15 protein-coding genes and 1 pseudogene are annotated in these 16,106 nt (G+C 70.5%); 11 read left to right on the top strand and 5 right to left on the bottom strand.

What is annotated here, in order from left to right; translation table 11 throughout:
* The 3 genes and pseudogenes from IE267_RS16855 to IE267_RS16845 all read right to left on the bottom strand — a co-directional run.
* Positions 1 to 212, bottom strand: a pseudogene (locus IE267_RS16855) (hypothetical protein); the annotation flags it as partial.
* A 254-nt stretch (positions 213 to 466) separates the two neighbouring features.
* Positions 467 to 667 (bottom strand): DUF397 domain-containing protein, encoded by a 201-nt coding sequence (locus IE267_RS16850; RefSeq protein ID WP_189763743.1) that lies wholly within the window; start codon positions 665 to 667, stop codon positions 467 to 469.
* Entirely contained in the window at positions 664 to 1,500 is an 837-nt protein-coding gene (locus IE267_RS16845; protein ID WP_189763742.1) for a helix-turn-helix domain-containing protein, read from the bottom strand. Before IE267_RS16845 ends, IE267_RS16850 begins: the two co-directional genes overlap by 4 nt.
* Positions 1,501 to 1,656: 156 nt before the next feature.
* On the opposite strand from IE267_RS16845, the gene IE267_RS16840 reads away from it, so the two are divergent.
* Positions 1,657 to 2,061 (top strand): hypothetical protein, encoded by a 405-nt coding sequence (locus IE267_RS16840; RefSeq protein WP_189763741.1) that lies wholly within the window; start codon positions 1,657 to 1,659, stop codon positions 2,059 to 2,061.
* Positions 2,062 to 2,208: 147 nt separating this feature from the next.
* Entirely contained in the window at positions 2,209 to 2,979 is a 771-nt protein-coding gene (locus tag IE267_RS16835; protein ID WP_167158814.1) for a polysaccharide deacetylase family protein, read from the top strand.
* Here the strand turns inward: IE267_RS16835 and IE267_RS16830 are convergent.
* Positions 2,976 to 4,538 carry a serine/threonine-protein kinase gene (locus IE267_RS16830; RefSeq protein ID WP_189763740.1) on the bottom strand — a complete coding sequence of 521 codons (1,563 nt, stop codon included), beginning with the start codon at positions 4,536 to 4,538 and terminating at the stop codon, positions 2,976 to 2,978. The genes IE267_RS16835 and IE267_RS16830 overlap by 4 nt on opposite strands.
* A 295-nt stretch (positions 4,539 to 4,833) precedes the next feature.
* On the opposite strand from IE267_RS16830, the gene IE267_RS16825 reads away from it, so the two are divergent.
* The 4 genes from IE267_RS16825 (at position 4,834) to IE267_RS16810 (ending at position 10,274) form a co-directional block, all read left to right on the top strand.
* The gene (locus IE267_RS16825; protein ID WP_167158818.1) at positions 4,834 to 6,195 is read left to right on the top strand and encodes an aspartate aminotransferase family protein; all 1,362 of its coding nucleotides are present in this window, start codon (positions 4,834 to 4,836) and stop codon (positions 6,193 to 6,195) included.
* A 153-nt stretch (positions 6,196 to 6,348) separates the two neighbouring features.
* On the top strand, positions 6,349 to 7,020 hold the full coding sequence (locus tag IE267_RS16820) for a GntR family transcriptional regulator (RefSeq protein ID WP_161252660.1): 672 nt from the start codon (positions 6,349 to 6,351) through the stop codon (positions 7,018 to 7,020).
* A complete protein-coding gene (locus tag IE267_RS16815; protein ID WP_189763739.1) occupies positions 6,996 to 9,443 on the top strand; it encodes a dolichyl-phosphate beta-glucosyltransferase in 2,448 nt (815 codons plus the stop codon). Before IE267_RS16820 ends, IE267_RS16815 begins: the two co-directional genes overlap by 25 nt.
* A 180-nt stretch (positions 9,444 to 9,623) precedes the next feature.
* Positions 9,624 to 10,274, top strand: coding sequence for a putative DNA-mimic protein (locus IE267_RS16810; protein ID WP_161252664.1), 651 nt, complete (start codon positions 9,624 to 9,626; stop codon positions 10,272 to 10,274).
* Positions 10,275 to 10,358: 84 nt separating this feature from the next.
* On the opposite strand, the gene IE267_RS16805 is transcribed toward IE267_RS16810, so the two are convergent.
* Complete coding sequence (locus tag IE267_RS16805; protein ID WP_189763738.1) at positions 10,359 to 11,102, bottom strand: SLATT domain-containing protein; 744 nt, start codon at positions 11,100 to 11,102, stop codon at positions 10,359 to 10,361.
* Positions 11,103 to 11,577: 475 nt separating this feature from the next.
* On the opposite strand from IE267_RS16805, the gene IE267_RS16800 reads away from it, so the two are divergent.
* From IE267_RS16800 to IE267_RS16780, 5 genes are all read left to right on the top strand, one after another.
* A complete protein-coding gene (locus IE267_RS16800; RefSeq protein WP_100573786.1) occupies positions 11,578 to 11,913 on the top strand; it encodes a YbaB/EbfC family nucleoid-associated protein in 336 nt (111 codons plus the stop codon).
* A gap of 126 nt (positions 11,914 to 12,039) precedes the next feature.
* Positions 12,040 to 12,639 (top strand): recombination mediator RecR, encoded by a 600-nt coding sequence (gene recR / locus IE267_RS16795; RefSeq protein WP_167158822.1) that lies wholly within the window; start codon positions 12,040 to 12,042, stop codon positions 12,637 to 12,639.
* 47 nt (positions 12,640 to 12,686) lie between these two features.
* Positions 12,687 to 13,352: a DUF5063 domain-containing protein gene (locus IE267_RS16790; protein ID WP_167158824.1), complete on the top strand. Its 666-nt coding sequence runs from the start codon at positions 12,687 to 12,689 to the stop codon at positions 13,350 to 13,352.
* 209 nt (positions 13,353 to 13,561) lie between these two features.
* The gene (locus IE267_RS16785) at positions 13,562 to 14,833 is read left to right on the top strand and encodes an aspartate kinase (protein WP_161248162.1); all 1,272 of its coding nucleotides are present in this window, start codon (positions 13,562 to 13,564) and stop codon (positions 14,831 to 14,833) included.
* Positions 14,830 to 15,888: an aspartate-semialdehyde dehydrogenase gene (locus IE267_RS16780; protein WP_167158826.1), complete on the top strand. Its 1,059-nt coding sequence runs from the start codon at positions 14,830 to 14,832 to the stop codon at positions 15,886 to 15,888. The genes IE267_RS16785 and IE267_RS16780 overlap by 4 nt, the downstream gene beginning before the upstream one ends.
* Positions 15,889 to 16,106: the final 218 nt, after the last annotated feature.

Raw genomic sequence — 16,106 nt, 5'->3', positions numbered from 1 at the left:
ATGTCCTGGAGCGACCCGTTCAGATCGTTGGTGATCTCGTCCGCGTGCGCCTTGAACGAGTCGAAGGCGGCCTTGCCCGCCCCGTTGAACTTGCCCTCCAGCGGATCGGCCGCGGCGATCAACTGCCGGATCAGCGAACCGAGATCACCACTCGACCCCTCGGTGCTCTTCCCCAGATCGGACAGAGTCGTGGACCCCATGTCGAACTTCACGCACACACCCCCGTATTCGATGCGGCCGCGTCGGTGGCCTCGTACCACCGGCCTCGTACGGCGACTTCCATGCCCTCCATGTCTATCGAACGGGTGTCGCGGGTGCAACGCGCTTCCGTCGCAGCTTTGTCACCGGGGCCCTCGGGGAGCACCCCGCCCCACCCCTTCCCGCTGTGCCACGCTGCGGCTCCGCCGTGGTGGGCGCGGGCAAGGGGGTTGGGGGCGGTGGATCTGTCCTCCGCCCCCTAGCACCCTCAAACCCCGGCCGGGCCGAGCGCCGCGCCTTCCCACGTCAGGAACGCGGCCCAGGCGCGCGGTGCGACCGCGAACGAGGGGCCGTCCGCCACCTTCGAGTCCCTCACGTGGACAGCCTCGCAGCTGGCGGCCACCTCTACGCAGTCGCCGCCCCCGCTGTCGCTGTAGCTGGACTTGAACCACTGTAGGATGTCGCTCATTTCCGCTCTCCCGCCAACTCCTCGATGAGGCCCAGGGAAGTGCGAGGGTCCAGGGCCTGTGACTGGATCTTTGCGAAGCTCCGCTCAAGCGCACTTACCTTTGAAGCATCGGTGATCAACAGACCTTCGCCCTGTACCTCCAAGAAGCCGAGGCGGTCGTGGTCCAGGGTCTCCATTACGTTCATCGTTCCTCGATCACCCGAGTGTTCACCGCTCAACCCGCAGTCCAGCGGCAGCACTTGGATGGTCACATTACGCCGCCGTGCGCACTCCGCGAGATGCAACATCTGCCCCCGCATGACCTCCGGCCCCCCGATCACCCTCCTCAGTACCGACTCCTCCAGCACCAGCTCGATCAGTGGGGCGGGCGATCGGTCGAAGAGTGCCTTGCGTGCCAGACGCGCCACCACCAGTTCCTCGACGCGCTGCTCGGTCCACGGTGGGTAGCCGCCGCCGATGAGCGCCCGAGCGTACTCCTCGGTCTGGAAGAGGCCGTGGACGACGAAGGTCACGTACGGTCGCAGCACCAAGGCCTTCCGCTCCAGTGCGACGTAGTCCTGGAACTGCGCGGGGTACCTCTCCAGCCGCATCGGCACACGGGCGTCCTCGAAGATGTCCAAGCCGTCTCCGAGGACACGCTCCAGCGCAACCAGCATGTCGTCCGACGCCGGCTGTGCCAGTGTCTCCATCGCACTCACTGAGGCGCCGGAGAAACCGATCTGCTTACCCAATTCCTCCTGCGTCCACCCTTTCCGGGCCCGGAATTTCCGGGCCAGTTTCGCCACCATCTGGGCCGTCGGCCCAGCCGTCTCCTTGTTTTCCGCTCGTGCCATTTCTGATCACGCTCCGTCTCGACCGGTCTCAACCGGTCACAACCCGACCCCGCCGAATTCAACTCCCCGACAAGGGAGTTGGGGCTGATCAACGGCTCCCCGACGGTCCCTCCGAGGCCATGGAAAACGGTAGCGGGGCGGGCCCAGACTGTCCCCGTGGATACGGAAATCGGCGACGCAAACCTGGACTGGATTCCGCTCTGCGGCATTCGGCTCAGCAAAGCGGGCGTGCAATTCGACGCGGTACGGATCGACGGGGACGCGGGGCGGTGCGTGGCGGACGCGATGGAGGAGCTGACCGGGGGCGACCCGGGGCCGATCGTCATGGACGCGCTGGGCTGCCGGGCGGTGTATTTCCTGGTGCCGCCGCGCAGCACGTCCCACCGTTCGTGGCCCGCCCGCGCGATCCCGTTCAACTCGGATTTCGGCAGCGTCAGTTACGTACCCGTACCCGCGCTGAGCGGACACACGTGGCCGTTGTCGTGGCGCTGCCTGCCGTCGGGGGTCGATCGTTTTGTCCATACGCCGCTGCTGAACTCGCTCGTATGGCAACTGCGTTGAATTGCCGGCCGGCCGGTGGCGCCGATCCGGGACGTCCGGGAACCTTCCCGGAATTGTGCGCAGTCGGTAACAGCGGGAGCCTCCGGCCGTCGCGACTCGTCATGTCAGGTGACCGGGGACGAGGGACTGCGACGAAAAGAGGCGGACATGGCACGGCACGGCGGGCGGGGCTGGCACGGCAAGTTGGTCGGCGCCGCGCTCGGGGTGACGTTGCTGGCCACCGGGGCATCGGTGTGGACCGCGCAGGCCGGCACGGCGGACGCCCCCAAGCCGAAGGCGAGCGCGTCGGCCACGCCCGGCAATGACGGCAAGCGTGTCGAGACGACCATCGCGCACTCCTCGGACGCGGGCCCGCGCGGCGTGAACATCACCATCGACGACGGCCCCGACCCCACGTGGACCCCGCAAGTCCTCGACCTGCTCAAGCAGTACGGGGTGAAGGCCACCTTCTGCATGGTGGGTACGCAGGCCCAGGCCCACCCGGACCTCGTGAAGAAGGTCGTCGCGGCCGGACACCGGCTGTGCGACCACACCGTGTCCCACAACACCTCCATGGACAAGGCGTCGCAGGCCTACCAGTCGCAGCAGATCCTCGACGCCGAGGCGATGATTACCAAGGCGTCCGGTGGCGTGAAGCCCATGTACTACCGGGCGCCGGGCGGGGCGTTCACCCCGTACAGCCGTGAACTCGCCGCCTCCCGTGGCATGCGTCCGCTGGGCTGGAACGTGGACAGCAAGGACTTCGAGCGGCCCGGTACCGACGCCATCGTCGCCACCGTCGAGAAGGAGCTGCACAACGGGCCGACCGTCCTCTTCCACGATGCGGGCGGCAACCGCTCGCAGACCCTGGAGGCCCTGCGCAGGCTCCTGCCGTGGTTCAAGGCCCAGGGCCACACGTTCGGCTTCCCGATCCGCTAGCCGTTGCCCTTCGTGTAGTCGAGGAACTCGCTCGTGCCGACGGTCTGGCGGTGCAGGCGGCCGTCCGGCATGACGCTGACGGTGCTCGCCCGGCCGGGGTTGCAGGGGCCCGTCGACCCGGGGCCCACCTCGGACGGCCCGATCCTGAGCGGGGCGTCGGACGAGGCGGGGGCCTCGGTCAGACGGGCCTCGAAAATGCAGTGGTAGCCGCTGCCGTCGGCCGTGAGCGTGAACACGGGGTCGCCGACCCGGCCCGCGCGGATCACCAAGTGGCGTTGATTGTCACCGGAGTTGCTGGGTATGACGGCCGACCAGCTGCCTATGTACTGCTGCGGTATGACGTCCGGGACGCCGCGGGACCCGGCGGGGCCCGGGCTCGGAGTGGCCGCTCCGGGGGCGGTGCGCGGGGCGGTCGGTTTCGGGTCCGGCCGCTCGGGGTCGCTGCTCATGAACGCGTACACCGAGCCGCCCGCGCCGACCGCGACCACCAGGGCCACCGCGATCAGCGCCGCCGTGGACTTGGCGCTGCGGCGCAGCGGGGGCTCCGGTTCGGGCTCGGGGGAGTAGGCCGCGTAGGCGGTGGCGTCATACGGGTCGTACGGCGGGGGCGGCGACGCCGGGGGTTGCGTCGAGGGCTGCGTACGCGACTCGGGAGCGGGGTCCTCCAGGTCCAGCAACCGGGCTGCTTCGCTTGCCAGTTGGGCCACCAGTGGCGCGGGCAGCCACGGGTGGTGAGTGGGGGCGGGGATGCGCTCCAGGACGCGGTCGAGGGTGGGGCGGGCCGCCGGATTCTTGTGCAGGCAGTCGCCGATCAGCTCCTGGAGGGACTCGGGTACGCCGTCGAGGTCCGGGGGTTCCTGCGCGATGCGGAACATCAGGGCGTGCACCCCGCCCGCCGCCTCCCCGAACGGAAGCCTGCCGCTCGCCGCGTACGCCAGGACCGAGCCGAGGCAGAACACGTCGCAGGCGGGGGTGATTCGGTCGCCGCGTATCTGTTCCGGGGCCATGAAGCCGGGCGAGCCGATGAGGGCGCCCGTGCGGGTCAGGCCGCCGTCCGTGCCGGCCTCCAGGGCGCGGGCGACGCCGAAGTCGATGACGCGGGGGCCGTCGACGGTGACCAGGACGTTGGAGGGCTTCAGGTCGCGGTGCACGAGGCCGACGGTGTGGATGTCCTGGAGGGCGAGGGCCAGGCCCTGCGCGAGGACGCGTACGGAGTGCTCGGGGAGCGGGCCGTGGTCTTCGACGACGGTCTGGAGATCGGGGCCGGGGACGTAACCGGTCGCGATCCAGGGGACCGGGGCGTCGGTGTCGGCGTCCAGGACGGGGGCGGTCCACAGCCCGCCCACTCTGCGGGCCGCGCGTACTTCCTGGCGGAAGCGGGCCCGGAAGTCGGCCTGGTCGGCGAGGTCGGGGCGGACCAGTTTCACGGCGACGGTGCGGCCGCGGTCGGAACGGGCGAGGTAGACCTGGCCCATGCCGCCCGCGCCCAGGCGGGCGAGCAGCCGGTAGCCGCCTATTCGCTCCGGGTCGGCCGGCTGTAGGCGCTGCGTGCGGTCCATGCCGGGTGCCCTTCGGGGGGTGGGGGTCGACTCGGTGAGGATATGCGGGGTCCCCGCGGGGCCGGGCGGTATGGGCCATGCTGCCCTCGGCCCCGTTCCCGGCTGCGGGCGTGCGTGGTCGTTCGCGCAGTCCCTCGCGCCCCTGGGGCCCGGTTCCGTCCGCTGTCGGGCACGGGCGTGCCCGGGGGCCGGGGCTCCGCGGAGGAGGCGTGGGCGACACTTTGCCGAGCGGCGCGGGCCAGGGTGGACAGGATGGCCATGGCCGTTCTCAGCCGGGCTTACCTACCCTGGGGGCATGACCCCTCAAGGCACCCCCGATCCCCAGGCCGGCGCGGCTGTGAAGGCCGCCGACCGCGCGCACGTGTTCCACTCCTGGTCCGCCCAGGGCCTGATCGACCCGCTCGCCGTGGCCGGCGCGGAGGGGTCCTACTTCTGGGACTACGAGGGCAACCGCTATCTCGACTTCGCCAGCGGGCTCGTCTTCACGAACATCGGCTACCAGCACCCGAAGGTCGTCGCCGCGATCCAGGAGCAGGCCGCGAAGATGACGACCTTCGCGCCCGCGTTCGCCGTCGAGGCGCGCTCGGAGGCGGCCCGGCTGATCGCCGAGCGCACCCCGGGGGACCTTGACAAGATCTTCTTCACCAACGCGGGTGCGGAGGCCGTCGAGAACGCGATCCGGATGGCCCGGCTGCACACCGGACGCCACAAGGTGCTGAGCGCGTACCGCTCGTACCACGGCGGTACGAACACGGCGATCAACCTGACGGGCGACCCGCGGCGCTGGGCCTCCGACAGCGGCTCCGCGGGCGTCGCGCGGTTCTGGGCGCCGTTCCTGTACCGGTCGCCCTTCCACGCCACCACCGAGGCCGAGGAGTGCTCGCGCGCGCTCAAGCACCTTGAGGACACCATCGTCTTCGAGGGCCCTGGCACCATCGCCTCGGTCATCCTGGAGTCCGTGCCGGGTACCGCCGGGATCATGACGCCGCCGCCCGGCTACCTGCCCGGCGTGCGCGCGCTCTGCGACAAGTACGGGATCGTCCTCATCCTGGACGAGGTGATGGCCGGGTTCGGCCGTACCGGCAAGTGGTTCGCGGCCGATCACTACGACGTGGTGCCCGACCTGCTCACCTTCGCCAAGGGCGTCAACTCCGGGTACGTGCCGCTCGGCGGCGTCGCCATCAGCCAGAAGATCGCCGAGACCTTCGAGCACCGGCCCTTCCCCGGCGGACTCACCTACTCCGGACACCCGCTGGCCTGCGCCGCGGCCGTCGCCACCATCAAGGTGATGGAGGAGGAGGGCATCGTCGAGCACGCCGCCCACATCGGCGCGACCGTGCTGGAGCCGGGCCTTCGTGAGATCGCCGAGCGGCACCCCTCCGTCGGCGAGGTCCGCGGACTCGGTGTGTTCTGGGCGCTGGAGCTGGTGCGCAGCCAGGAGACGCGCGAGCCGCTGGTCCCGTACAACGCGAGCGGCGCGGACAACGCCCCGATGGCCGCCTTCGGCGCCGCCTGCAAGAAGAACGGGCTGTGGCCCTTCATCAACATGAACCGCACCCACGTCGCCCCGCCCTGCAACATCACCGAGGGCGAGGCCAAGGAAGGCCTCGCGGTGCTCGACGAGGCGCTGACGGTGGCCGACCAGCACACCGTGTGATGCGGACGTCCTGAGCGGCCCCGCTGCTCTCGGCGCGTCCGCCCTGTTCAGGGCCTCGGCCGGGCCGGGGCCGGGCGGCGGAACCCCGCTCTCCTTTGTCCGGTTTCCGGGCACCCCATAGGGTGGCCCGGAGCCGGAGGAGGGGAGCGAGTCATGCCCGCGAGCGGAGCGGTCACCCGCAACACCCTTCGACAGCAGATAGCGGACGCGCTGCGTGACGAGGTGCTCGCGGGGCGTATGCAGCCCGGTGAGGAATTCACCGTCAAACAGATAGCCGAGCAGTACGGCGTCTCGGCGACGCCCGTGCGCGAGGCGCTCGTCGACCTCTGTGCACAGGGCCTGCTCGACTCCGACCAGCACCGGGGTTTCCGGGTGCGGGTGTTCACCGTCGAGGACTACAAGGGCATGGTCGAGGCCCGGGCCCTCGTGGTCGACGGGATATTCCGGCGGGCCGCGGTCCCCGGCGCCGTCGAGCCGCACGGCCCCGCCCTCGTATCGGTGCGGCGGCGCGGCGAAGAGGCCGCGCGGGCCGCCCGCGGCGGCGATCTGAACATCCTGGTCGGCTACGACCTGCGGTTCTGGCGGGAGCTGTGCGCGCTCGCCGGCAACACCTACATCTCCGAGTTCCTGCACCGCCTGCGCATGCAGAGCTGGGTGTTCGCGGTCCCCTATCTGCGCGGTCACGGCGAACTCAGCGACTGGCTGTGGACCGGTCACGGCGAGGTCGTCTCGGCGCTCGCCCTCGGCGACTTCGAGGCGGCGCGGGTGCTGATCGCCGCCTACAACGACGAATCCCTCGTATGGGCGGAGCGACTGCCGCGGTGATCACCGATCCGGCCGGACAGGTCGAACTGAGCGTTGTCGTCCCGGCCTACAACGAGGAGCAGCGCCTCGCGCCCACCCTCGACGCGATCCGCGCCCACCTCGGCGACAGCTGCGCCTGGGAGCTGATAGTCGTCGACGACGGATCGGGCGACGGGACCGTGCGGGTCGCGCGCGAGGCCGCCGCGGGCGACCCCCGCATCAGTGTCGTCGTCAGCGAGACCAACCGGGGCAAGGGGCACGCCCTGCGGCTCGGGGTGCTGGCCTCGTACGGGCGCCGGGTGCTGGTCACGGACGCCGATCTGGCCACCCCCATCGAGGAGTTGGACCATCTCGCCAAGGCGATGACCGAGGGCGAGACGGCCGCCGCGATCGGCTCGCGCGCCCGCCCCGGGGCCCGTATCGAGGTCCACCAGAGCCGGTTGCGCGAGACGCTCGGCCGGATGGGCAACCGGCTGATCCGGGCCGTGGCGGTGCCCGGCATCCACGACACCCAGTGCGGCTTCAAGCTGTTCGACGGCGACAAGGCGCGTGCCGCGTTCGCCGACGCCCGCCTGGACGGCTGGGGCATCGACGTGGAGATCCTCCAGTTCTTCCGCCGCAGGGGCTGGCCGGTCGCCGAGGTGCCGGTGCGCTGGTCGCACCAGGAGGGCTCCAAGGTGGGCGCGGCCGACTACGGCAAGGTCCTGTGGGAGCTGGGCCGCCTCAAGGCGCGCGCGGTGCGCCGCGTCGATCTGGTGCTCGGCGCCCTCTACCTGCTGTCGACCGTGCTGCTCTACAAGAACCTGTGGGGCGATCTCGGGCGGAGCTATCTCAGCGACTCGATGCAGGACCAGAACCAGTGGGAGTGGTTCTTCGCGGTCACCGCGGACAACGTGGCCCATCTGCGCGACCCCCTGTTCACCACCGTCCAGAACTTCCCCGACGGTGTGAACCTGATGGGCAACACCCCGATGCTGGGCCTGTCGGTGCCCTTCGCGCCGATCACGCTCGCCTTCGGGCCGACGCTCACCTGGGCGCTCGTCCTCACCCTGGGGATGGCGGCGACCGCGTACGCCTGGTACTGGCTGTTCGCCCGCCGGGTGACCGGGAACCGGTGGGCGGCGGGGCTCGGCGGGGCGCTCGCCGCGTTCGCGCCGCCGATGATCTCGCACGCCAACGCCCACCCGAACTTCTGCGTCCTGTTCATGATCCCGCTGATCATCGACCGTGCGCTGCGGCTCTGCGAGGGCCGCGACATCCGCCGCGACGGGCTCGTCCTCGGCCTGTTCACGACGTACCAGATCTTCCTCGGCGAGGAGGTGCTGCTGCTCGCCGCGCTCGGCATGGCCCTGTTCGCGCTGTCGTACGCGCTCGCCCGGCGCGATGTCGCCCGCGCCGCGATCAGGCCGCTCGCGCAGGGCATGGCGTACGCGGTGGGGGTGTGTCTGGTCCTGGTCGCGTATCCGCTGTACCGGCAGTTCGCGGGGGCGCAGAGCTATCACAGCGTGCTGCACGGCGACAGCGCGGGCAATTCGCCGCTCGCGCTGATCGAGTTCGCGGGCCGCTCGCTGTGGGGCGACGACACCACCGCGGACAGGCTGGCCCTCAACCGCACCGAGCAGAACGCCTTCTACGGCTGGCCGCTCGTGGCACTCGCCTTCGCCCTCGTCGTACGGCTGTGGCGGCGGCCGCTGGTCAAGGCGCTCGCGTTCACCGGGGTCGCGGCGGCGGTGCTCTCGCTCGGGCAGAAGATCCGCATCCCTTACACGGACGTGGTGTTCACCGGGCCCTGGAAGCTGTTCGCGCACAAGCCGCTCTTCGAGTCGGTGATCGAGGGCCGGGTCGCGATGATCTGCGCACCGGCGCTCGGCGCCCTGATCGCGCTGGGCGCGGGCCGCCTCGCGCTCGGCCGCACGCGCGTGATCCGGGCGGCGGGCTTCACCGCGATCGCGCTCGCCCTGCTGCCGATCGTCCCGACGTCGTTCCCGACGAACGCCCGGCCCGAGGTGCCCGAGTTCATCTCCTCGGGGATGTGGAAGAAGTACGTGGGGCCCGGCGAGTCCCTGGTCCCGGTGCCGCTGCCCGACCCCGGCTCGGCCGAGGCCCTGCACTGGCAGTCGTCGACCGGCCTCGGCTTCTCGGTGCCGGGCGGCTACTTCAACGGGCCCTGGGGCCCGGACCGCATCGGCATCTACGGGGCTTCACCGCGCTGGACGTCGAACCTGTTCGGCGACATCCGCTCCGGCAAGCCCATCCCCGACATCGGCACGGACTGGCAGAACCAGGCCCGGGCGGACCTCGCGTACTGGCACGCGGGCGTCCTCGTCCTCGCTCCGCAGCCGCAGGCGCCCCAGCTGTACGAGACGGTGAGCCGGCTGCTCGGCGGGAAGCCGGGCACGAAGGTCGGCGGGGTCTGGATCTGGGACGTGTCGCAGGTGCGGTGACCTCCCGCGACCTGCCGCCGAGTCCGAGTAACGGACGGCCTCGTGGGTAAACCCTCCCGACCGGGTACGGGGGTATCCGGTCACCCCGCAACGGGAGTTGACGGGCACTCTTCGCGCAGCGTGCCCGGCGCATTACGCTGTCCCGACCATCGCACGAAACGAGTTGAGAGCGAGCCCGTCTTGGCCTGTGACCTGTGGCTGGTCCCCCTCGTCGACGTGCTGTGCCACAGCCCCGACAATCCGTTCGCGGAGGAGATCGCCTCGTACGACAAGGCGCTCGGCGACGCCGGGCTGCCGCCCGTGCCGGTCTTCGCGTACATGCCGGGCCTGTCCGGGGACGTGGCACCGGTGGCCGGGTTCGACTACGACGCGCTGCACTTCCTGCGCCGGGCCTACCTGCTCCAGCTGTGCGGCCTCGCGGTGACGCCCGTCGACGAGCTCGGCGGCGACTACGAGCAGCTCCTGGAGATGTTCGAGCCGACGGCCCAGCAGTCCCACCTCGTGTGGCACTACGACCACGCGGGCGCCTACGTGCCGGTGGACTTCGCCTCGCCGCTCTCCAACGAGGAGCTCCTCGCGGGCGGCGGACCGCTCGGCTCCGCGCAGGGTCTGCTGCGGGAGCTGCAGTTCGTGGGCCCGGCCATTGGAATAGATCCGGCCAACCCTCCGACCGCCCCCGCCCCGCCGACCCGGCCCACGTCCCTTGAGGAGCCGGCCGGACCCATCCCGTACGACGAGAGCCCGTTCGCGCGCGAGCGGCACGTGTGGCTGGGGCTGCACGCTGCGGCCACGCGCAGCCTCGCCCAGGGCTCGATGATCATCTTCAGCTGAGCCGAGCTGGTTCGAGCCGAGCGGGTCGAGCTGAGCCGATCGAGCTGAGCCGGTCGGGCTCGGCCGTGGGTCGCCGGGAGGGGCTCAGCGCGGACCCTCCGGCGGCCGCTGGCGCGGCATGTTCGGCCGGGTGGCCGGGGGCAGCGGGAAGCGGCCGGGGCCCGGGGCGCCGTCCGTGCGCGGGGCCGCCGCGCTCAGGGTCTGCATGACCAGCGGCGCGGGCCCCGAGCGGAACTCCACCATCCAGTCCGCCGTCTCCGAGCGGACCAGCTCGGTCACGTCCTCGGTGAACCGGCGCAGCACCGAGAGGCAGCGCTCGGCGGCCTCGCTCGCGGTGCCCTCGGTGGGTCCGAGCACCTCGCGCACGCTCTCCGAGGCCCAGTCGAACTGAAGCCCCTGGAGTCTGCGCTGCACGGCCTGCGCGGTGGCCACGTCCCGCATCCAGCCCGAGGTGAGCCCGAAGTAGCGGTCGCAGGCCATGCACGCACCGGCGAGGAGCAGGCACACATAGCCGTAGCCCGCGGCGCCGTCGAGGGCGCGGGTCAGATCGAGCAGCGGGAGCACCGCCCCCGCGATCGCGCCGCTCGCCGTGCCGCAGCGCAGGGTGCGCGCGCCGCGGCGCTTCCACAGCCGGTCGGCGAGGTACCACTCGGCGGTGCGCAGGGCGCCGTCCTCCACCCAGCGGTACAGCTCGTCGAGGCGCTCGGCGGGCTCGCCCCAGTCGCCGAGCGGGAACGGCCGCCCGGTCAGATCGCCCGTCTGCGTGCCCTCGTCCCGCCGGGCCCGGCCCGGGGCCCCCTCGGGCTGCATGTCCGCCGGCTGGCTCACCCGGCCGCTCCCTCCGCACTGCTGCTGTGACCCTCTGCGACATCGAGTGACGTACGGGCACCTGGACGTGTACTGGACCTAGACGTGTACTGGACGTAGTGAAAGCGTGCGCCGCGTGCTCCGTGTGCCTGACGTAGTAAATGCCGAAGCACATGACGTCACGCCCGTCGGCACCCGAGGTGCGTAGGGCGTATGGACGCCTGCTGAGACGCCCGAGCGCCATTCCTACCGCCGAATGGAGGGCCCGGGCGTCGATATCCAGGTATTTCCGCCCGGAAGTGGCCCTTGATCAGGTATAGGAACACGCACCGCGTCACTCGAAAGAGTTGCGGAGCAGGCGGCCTGTCGACCACGTAGGCTCGGAGTGCCGAAAGGGGCGACGGAACCCCGCCGCCCCGACGGCCCGTCCTACCGAAACCCGTCCTACCGAAACCCGTCCTACCGAAACCCGTCCTACCGAAATCCGGAGTGAAACGTGATCCCTGGTGGTGGCCAGCCCAACATGCAGCAGCTTCTCCAGCAGGCCCAGAAGATGCAGCAGGATCTCGCCCTTGCCCAGGAGGAGCTCGCCGCGACCGAGGTCGAGGGCCAGGCCGGCGGCGGTCTCGTCAAGGCGACCGTGACCGGCTCGGGCGAACTGCGCTCCCTCGCCATCGACCCCAAGGCGGTCGACCCGGAGGACACCGAGACCCTCGCCGACCTGATCGTGGCGGCCGTGCAGGCCGCCAACGAGAACGCGCAGCAGCTCCAGCAGGAGAAGCTCGGCCCGCTGGCGCAGGGCCTGGGCGGCATGCCCGGCCTGCCCTTCTAGGACGGGCCCGGGGCCCCGGCCCCGGGGCGCGCGCCGCCCCGCGCGGACTGTCCGTGCGCCTGCCCTACTGAGGCGGACGCGCACCAACTACCGTAGGCGTCAGAACAACCCACGAGAGGCGTTCCGTTGTACGAAGGCGTGGTTCAGGACCTCATCGACGAGTTGGGCAGGCTGCCCGGCGTCGGTCCCAAGAGCGCGCAGCGGATCGCCTTCCACATCCTGCAGGCCGAGCCGACCGACGTGCGCCGCCTCGCGCACGCCCTTCTGGAAGTCAAGGACAAGGTCCGCTTCTGCGCGGTGTGCGGCAACGTGGCACAGGAGGAGCGGTGCAACATCTGCCGCGACCCGCGCCGCGACCAGACGGTCATCTGCGTCGTGGAGGAGCCCAAGGACGTGGTGGCCATCGAGCGGACCCGCGAGTTCCGCGGCCGCTACCACGTGCTGGGCGGGGCCATCAGCCCGATCGAGGGCGTCGGCCCGGACGACCTGCGCATCCGCGAGCTGCTCACCCGCCTCGCGGACGGCACGGTCACCGAGCTGATCCTGGCCACCGACCCGAACCTGGAGGGCGAGGCCACGGCCACCTACCTCGCCCGCATGATCAAGCCCATGGGCCTCAAGGTCACCCGGCTCGCCAGCGGCCTGCCGGTCGGCGGCGACCTCGAATACGCCGACGAGGTCACCCTGGGCCGGGCCTTCGAGGGAAGGCGGCTGCTCGATGTATGACGCTCAGCAGGGGCACGCCCAGCAGGGGTACGAGGAAGGTCAACTCGATGTCTGACGCAACGCTGCACGCGACCACCCAGGACCCGGACTCCTTCGCGGTCCAGATCGCCGACCAGGTCGAGTCCTTCATCGTCGCGGTCACGGAAGTGGCCAAGGGCGACGAGCCCGACAGCGCCGTGCCGTTCCTCCTCCTGGAGGTCTCCCAGCTGCTGCTCGCCGGCGGCCGGCTCGGCGCGCACGAGGACATCGTCCCGGACGAGCGCTACGAGCCCGACCTCGGCCCGGAGGCCGACCTCGACGAGCTGCGCGAGCGGTTCGCCCGGCTGCTCGAACCCATCGACGTGTACTCCGAGGTCTTCGACCCGTATGAGCCGCGCAAGGCGCCGGTGGCGCACCGGATCTCCGACGACCTCGCCGACGTCGTCACCGACCTGCGCCACGGCCTGGCCCACTACCGTGCGGGCCGCACCAGCGAGGCGCTGTGGTGGTGGCAGTTCTCCTACTTCTCCAACTGGGGCTCGACGGCCTCCGCCGCCCTGCGCGCGCTGCAGTCGCTCGTCGCCCACGTCCGCCTCGACCAGCCGCTCCAGGCGCTGGACGGCCTCGACATCGACGAGGACCTGACGGAGGACGCCCTGGAGGAGGAGGCGGGCCGGGTCATGGCCGAGGAGCTCGCGGGCCCGCTCGGTCTCGGTCTGCGCGACGCCAAGTAGCCCCGGCCGGCCGGGGCGGGCGGTCTGTGACGCCGCCCACAAGCCGAGTACTTCGGTACCCCATGGGCAGGCGGATCGTGCGAGCGGTCCGGACCGGCCCGGTGATCACCAAGTGAGCGGGACATCTCACGAAGTGATACGACAGGGGCGAATCCGGCCCGCTCGTTAAACTGAGCCGACCGCAGTAATGAACTGAGCGAGGAGCGCACGTGGGCCTTGTCGTGCAGAAGTACGGAGGCTCCTCCGTTGCCGATGCCGAGGGCATCAAGCGCGTCGCCAAGCGGATCGTGGAAGCCAAGAAGAACGGCCACCAGGTGGTCGTCGTGGTTTCCGCGATGGGCGACACGACGGATGAGTTGATCGAGCTCGCGGAGCAGGTGTCACCCATGCCTGCCGGGCGGGAATTCGACATGCTGCTGACCGCCGGAGAGCGGATCTCCATGGCCCTGCTTGCCATGGCGATCAAAAGCCTGGGTCACCAGGCCCAGTCGTTCACGGGCAGCCAGGCCGGCGTCATCACCGACTCCGTCCACAACAAGGCGCGGATCATCGATGTCACCCCGGGCCGCATCCGGACCTCGATCGACGAGGGCAACATCGCCATCGTCGCCGGGTTCCAGGGCGTCAGCCAGGAGGGCAAGAACATCACCACGCTCGGGCGCGGTGGTTCGGACACGACGGCCGTCGCGCTCGCCGCGGCCCTCGACGCCGAGGTCTGTGAGATCTACACGGACGTCGACGGCGTGTTCACCGCGGACCCCCGGGTCGTCAAGAAGGCGAAGAAGATCGACTGGATCTCCTTCGAGGACATGCTGGAGCTGGCCGCGTCCGGCTCCAAGGTGCTCCTGCACCGGTGCGTCGAGTACGCCCGCCGTTACAACATCCCGATCCACGTGCGCTCGTCCTTCAGTGGGCTGCGGGGCACCTGGGTCAGCAACGAACCGCGAGGGGACCAGCAGGTGGAGCACGCCATCATCTCCGGAGTCGCCCACGACGTCTCCGAGGCGAAGATCACGGTCGTCGGGGTGCCCGACAAGCCGGGCGAGGCCGCGGCCATCTTCCGCACCATCGCGGACGCCGAGGTCAACATCGACATGGTGGTGCAGAACGTCTCCGCCGCGTCGACGGGTCTGACCGACATCTCGTTCACGCTGCCCAAGGCCGAGGGCCGCAAGGCCATCGACGCCCTGGAGCGGTCCAAGCCGACCATCGGCTTCGAGTCGCTGCGCTACGACGACCAGATCGCCAAGATCTCCCTCGTCGGCGCCGGCATGAAGACCAACCCGGGTGTCACGGCGGGCTTCTTCGAGGCCCTCTCCGACGCGGGCGTGAACATCGAGCTCATCTCGACCTCCGAGATCCGCATCTCGGTCGTCACCCGTGCCGATGACGTCAACAACGCCGTGCGCGCCGTGCACTCGGCCTTCGGCCTCGACTCCGACAGCGACGAGGCCGTCGTCTACGGAGGCACCGGGCGATGACCCACAGGCCGGCGCTCACGGTCGTCGGAGCGACCGGGGGCGCCGGTGCGGTGATGCTCCAGATCCTGTCCCAGCACGCCGATGTCTGGGGCGAGGTGCGGCTCGTCGCGTCCGCGCGCTCGGCCGGCCGCAAGCTGCTCGTGCGGGGCGAGGAGTGCGAGGTCCTCGCGCTGAGCGAAGAGGCCCTGGACGGCTCCGACGTCGTCGTCTTCCTCGTGCCTGCCGACATCGCCGCCCGCTGGGCGCCGGTCGCGGCCGCCAAGGGCGCGGTGGTGGTGGACAGTTCGGCCGCCTTCCGGATGGCCGCGGACGTGCCCCTGGTGGTGCCCGAGCTCAATCCGCACGCGGTGCGGATGCGGCCGCGCGGCATCGTCGCTAGCCCGCACGCCAGCACCCTCGCCATGATCGTGGCGATCGGCGCGCTGCACGCCGAGTTCGGCCTGAGCGAACTGGTCGTCTCCACCTACCAGGCCGTCAGCGGTGAGGGGCAGGCCGGAGTCGACGCGCTGCGCCGGCAGATCTCGCTGGTGGCCGGGACCGGGCTCGGCACGAGTCCGGGCGATGTGCGCCGGGCCGTGGGCGACGACCTCGGTCCGTTCGCGGCACCGGTCGCCCTGAACGTGGTGCCCTGGGCCGGTGACCTCGCCGACGACGGCTGGTCCTCGCAGGAGCTGGGGCTGCGCGACGAGTTGCGCAAGCTGCTCGATCTGCCGCGGCTGCCGGTGGCCGCCACCTGTGTGCGGGTGCCGGTCGTCACCACGCACTCCGCGTCCGTGCACGCCCGCTTCGAGACCGAGGTGGATGTGGCGCGGGCCCACGAGATCCTGGCGACCGCGCCCGGTGTGGTGCTCTTCGACAACCCCGCGGTCGGCGAGTTCCCCACGCCCGCGGACGTGGTGGGCACCGACCCCACGTGGGTCGGCCGGGTGCGCAGTTCGCCGGACGATCCACACGTACTGGAACTTTTCGTCTGCGGCGACAACTTGCGCAAGGGGACCGCCCTGAACGCCGCGCACATCGCCGAGTTGGCGGCCCGCGAATTCACCGAGCGCTGACGTCCACCTATTTGTAGGATCTGTGAACGCTCTGTGAGCAAGTCGCTGGTCTGTACCACTTGAAGTGCACCAATGCCTTGTTACACGATTCATTTCCGTGTCCCTGCAACCGCAGAACGGCATGGAGCGTCTATGCGGTCGCCCCTCAAGGTGCCGTAAAAATCGGGGCATTGGGGAAGAGCGGGTACGGATGAGGGTATTTGTCGCACCGCCAAAAA

The sequence above is a fragment of the Streptomyces xanthochromogenes genome, from assembly GCF_014650455.1.
Classification (GTDB): Bacteria; Actinomycetota; Actinomycetes; order Streptomycetales; family Streptomycetaceae; genus Streptomyces; species Streptomyces xanthochromogenes.
This window is presented reverse-complemented; position numbering and strand designations above follow the sequence as displayed.

Bases quoted from the DNA above. Each gene is read 5' to 3' on its own strand.
- IE267_RS16850 (WP_189763743.1), bottom strand. From the start codon at position 667: ATGAGCGACATCCTACAGTGGTTCAAGTCCAGCTACAGCGACAGCGGG.
- IE267_RS16845 (WP_189763742.1), bottom strand. From the start codon at position 1,500: ATGGCACGAGCGGAAAACAAGGAGACGGCTGGGCCGACGGCCCAGATG.
- IE267_RS16835 (WP_167158814.1), top strand. From the start codon at position 2,209: ATGGCACGGCACGGCGGGCGGGGCTGGCACGGCAAGTTGGTCGGCGCC.
- IE267_RS16830 (WP_189763740.1), bottom strand. From the start codon at position 4,538: ATGGACCGCACGCAGCGCCTACAGCCGGCCGACCCGGAGCGAATAGGC.
- IE267_RS16825 (WP_167158818.1), top strand. From the start codon at position 4,834: ATGACCCCTCAAGGCACCCCCGATCCCCAGGCCGGCGCGGCTGTGAAG.
- IE267_RS16820 (WP_161252660.1), top strand. From the start codon at position 6,349: ATGCCCGCGAGCGGAGCGGTCACCCGCAACACCCTTCGACAGCAGATA.
- IE267_RS16815 (WP_189763739.1), top strand. From the start codon at position 6,996: ATGGGCGGAGCGACTGCCGCGGTGATCACCGATCCGGCCGGACAGGTC.
- IE267_RS16790 (WP_167158824.1), top strand. From the start codon at position 12,687: ATGTCTGACGCAACGCTGCACGCGACCACCCAGGACCCGGACTCCTTC.
- IE267_RS16780 (WP_167158826.1), top strand. From the start codon at position 14,830: ATGACCCACAGGCCGGCGCTCACGGTCGTCGGAGCGACCGGGGGCGCC.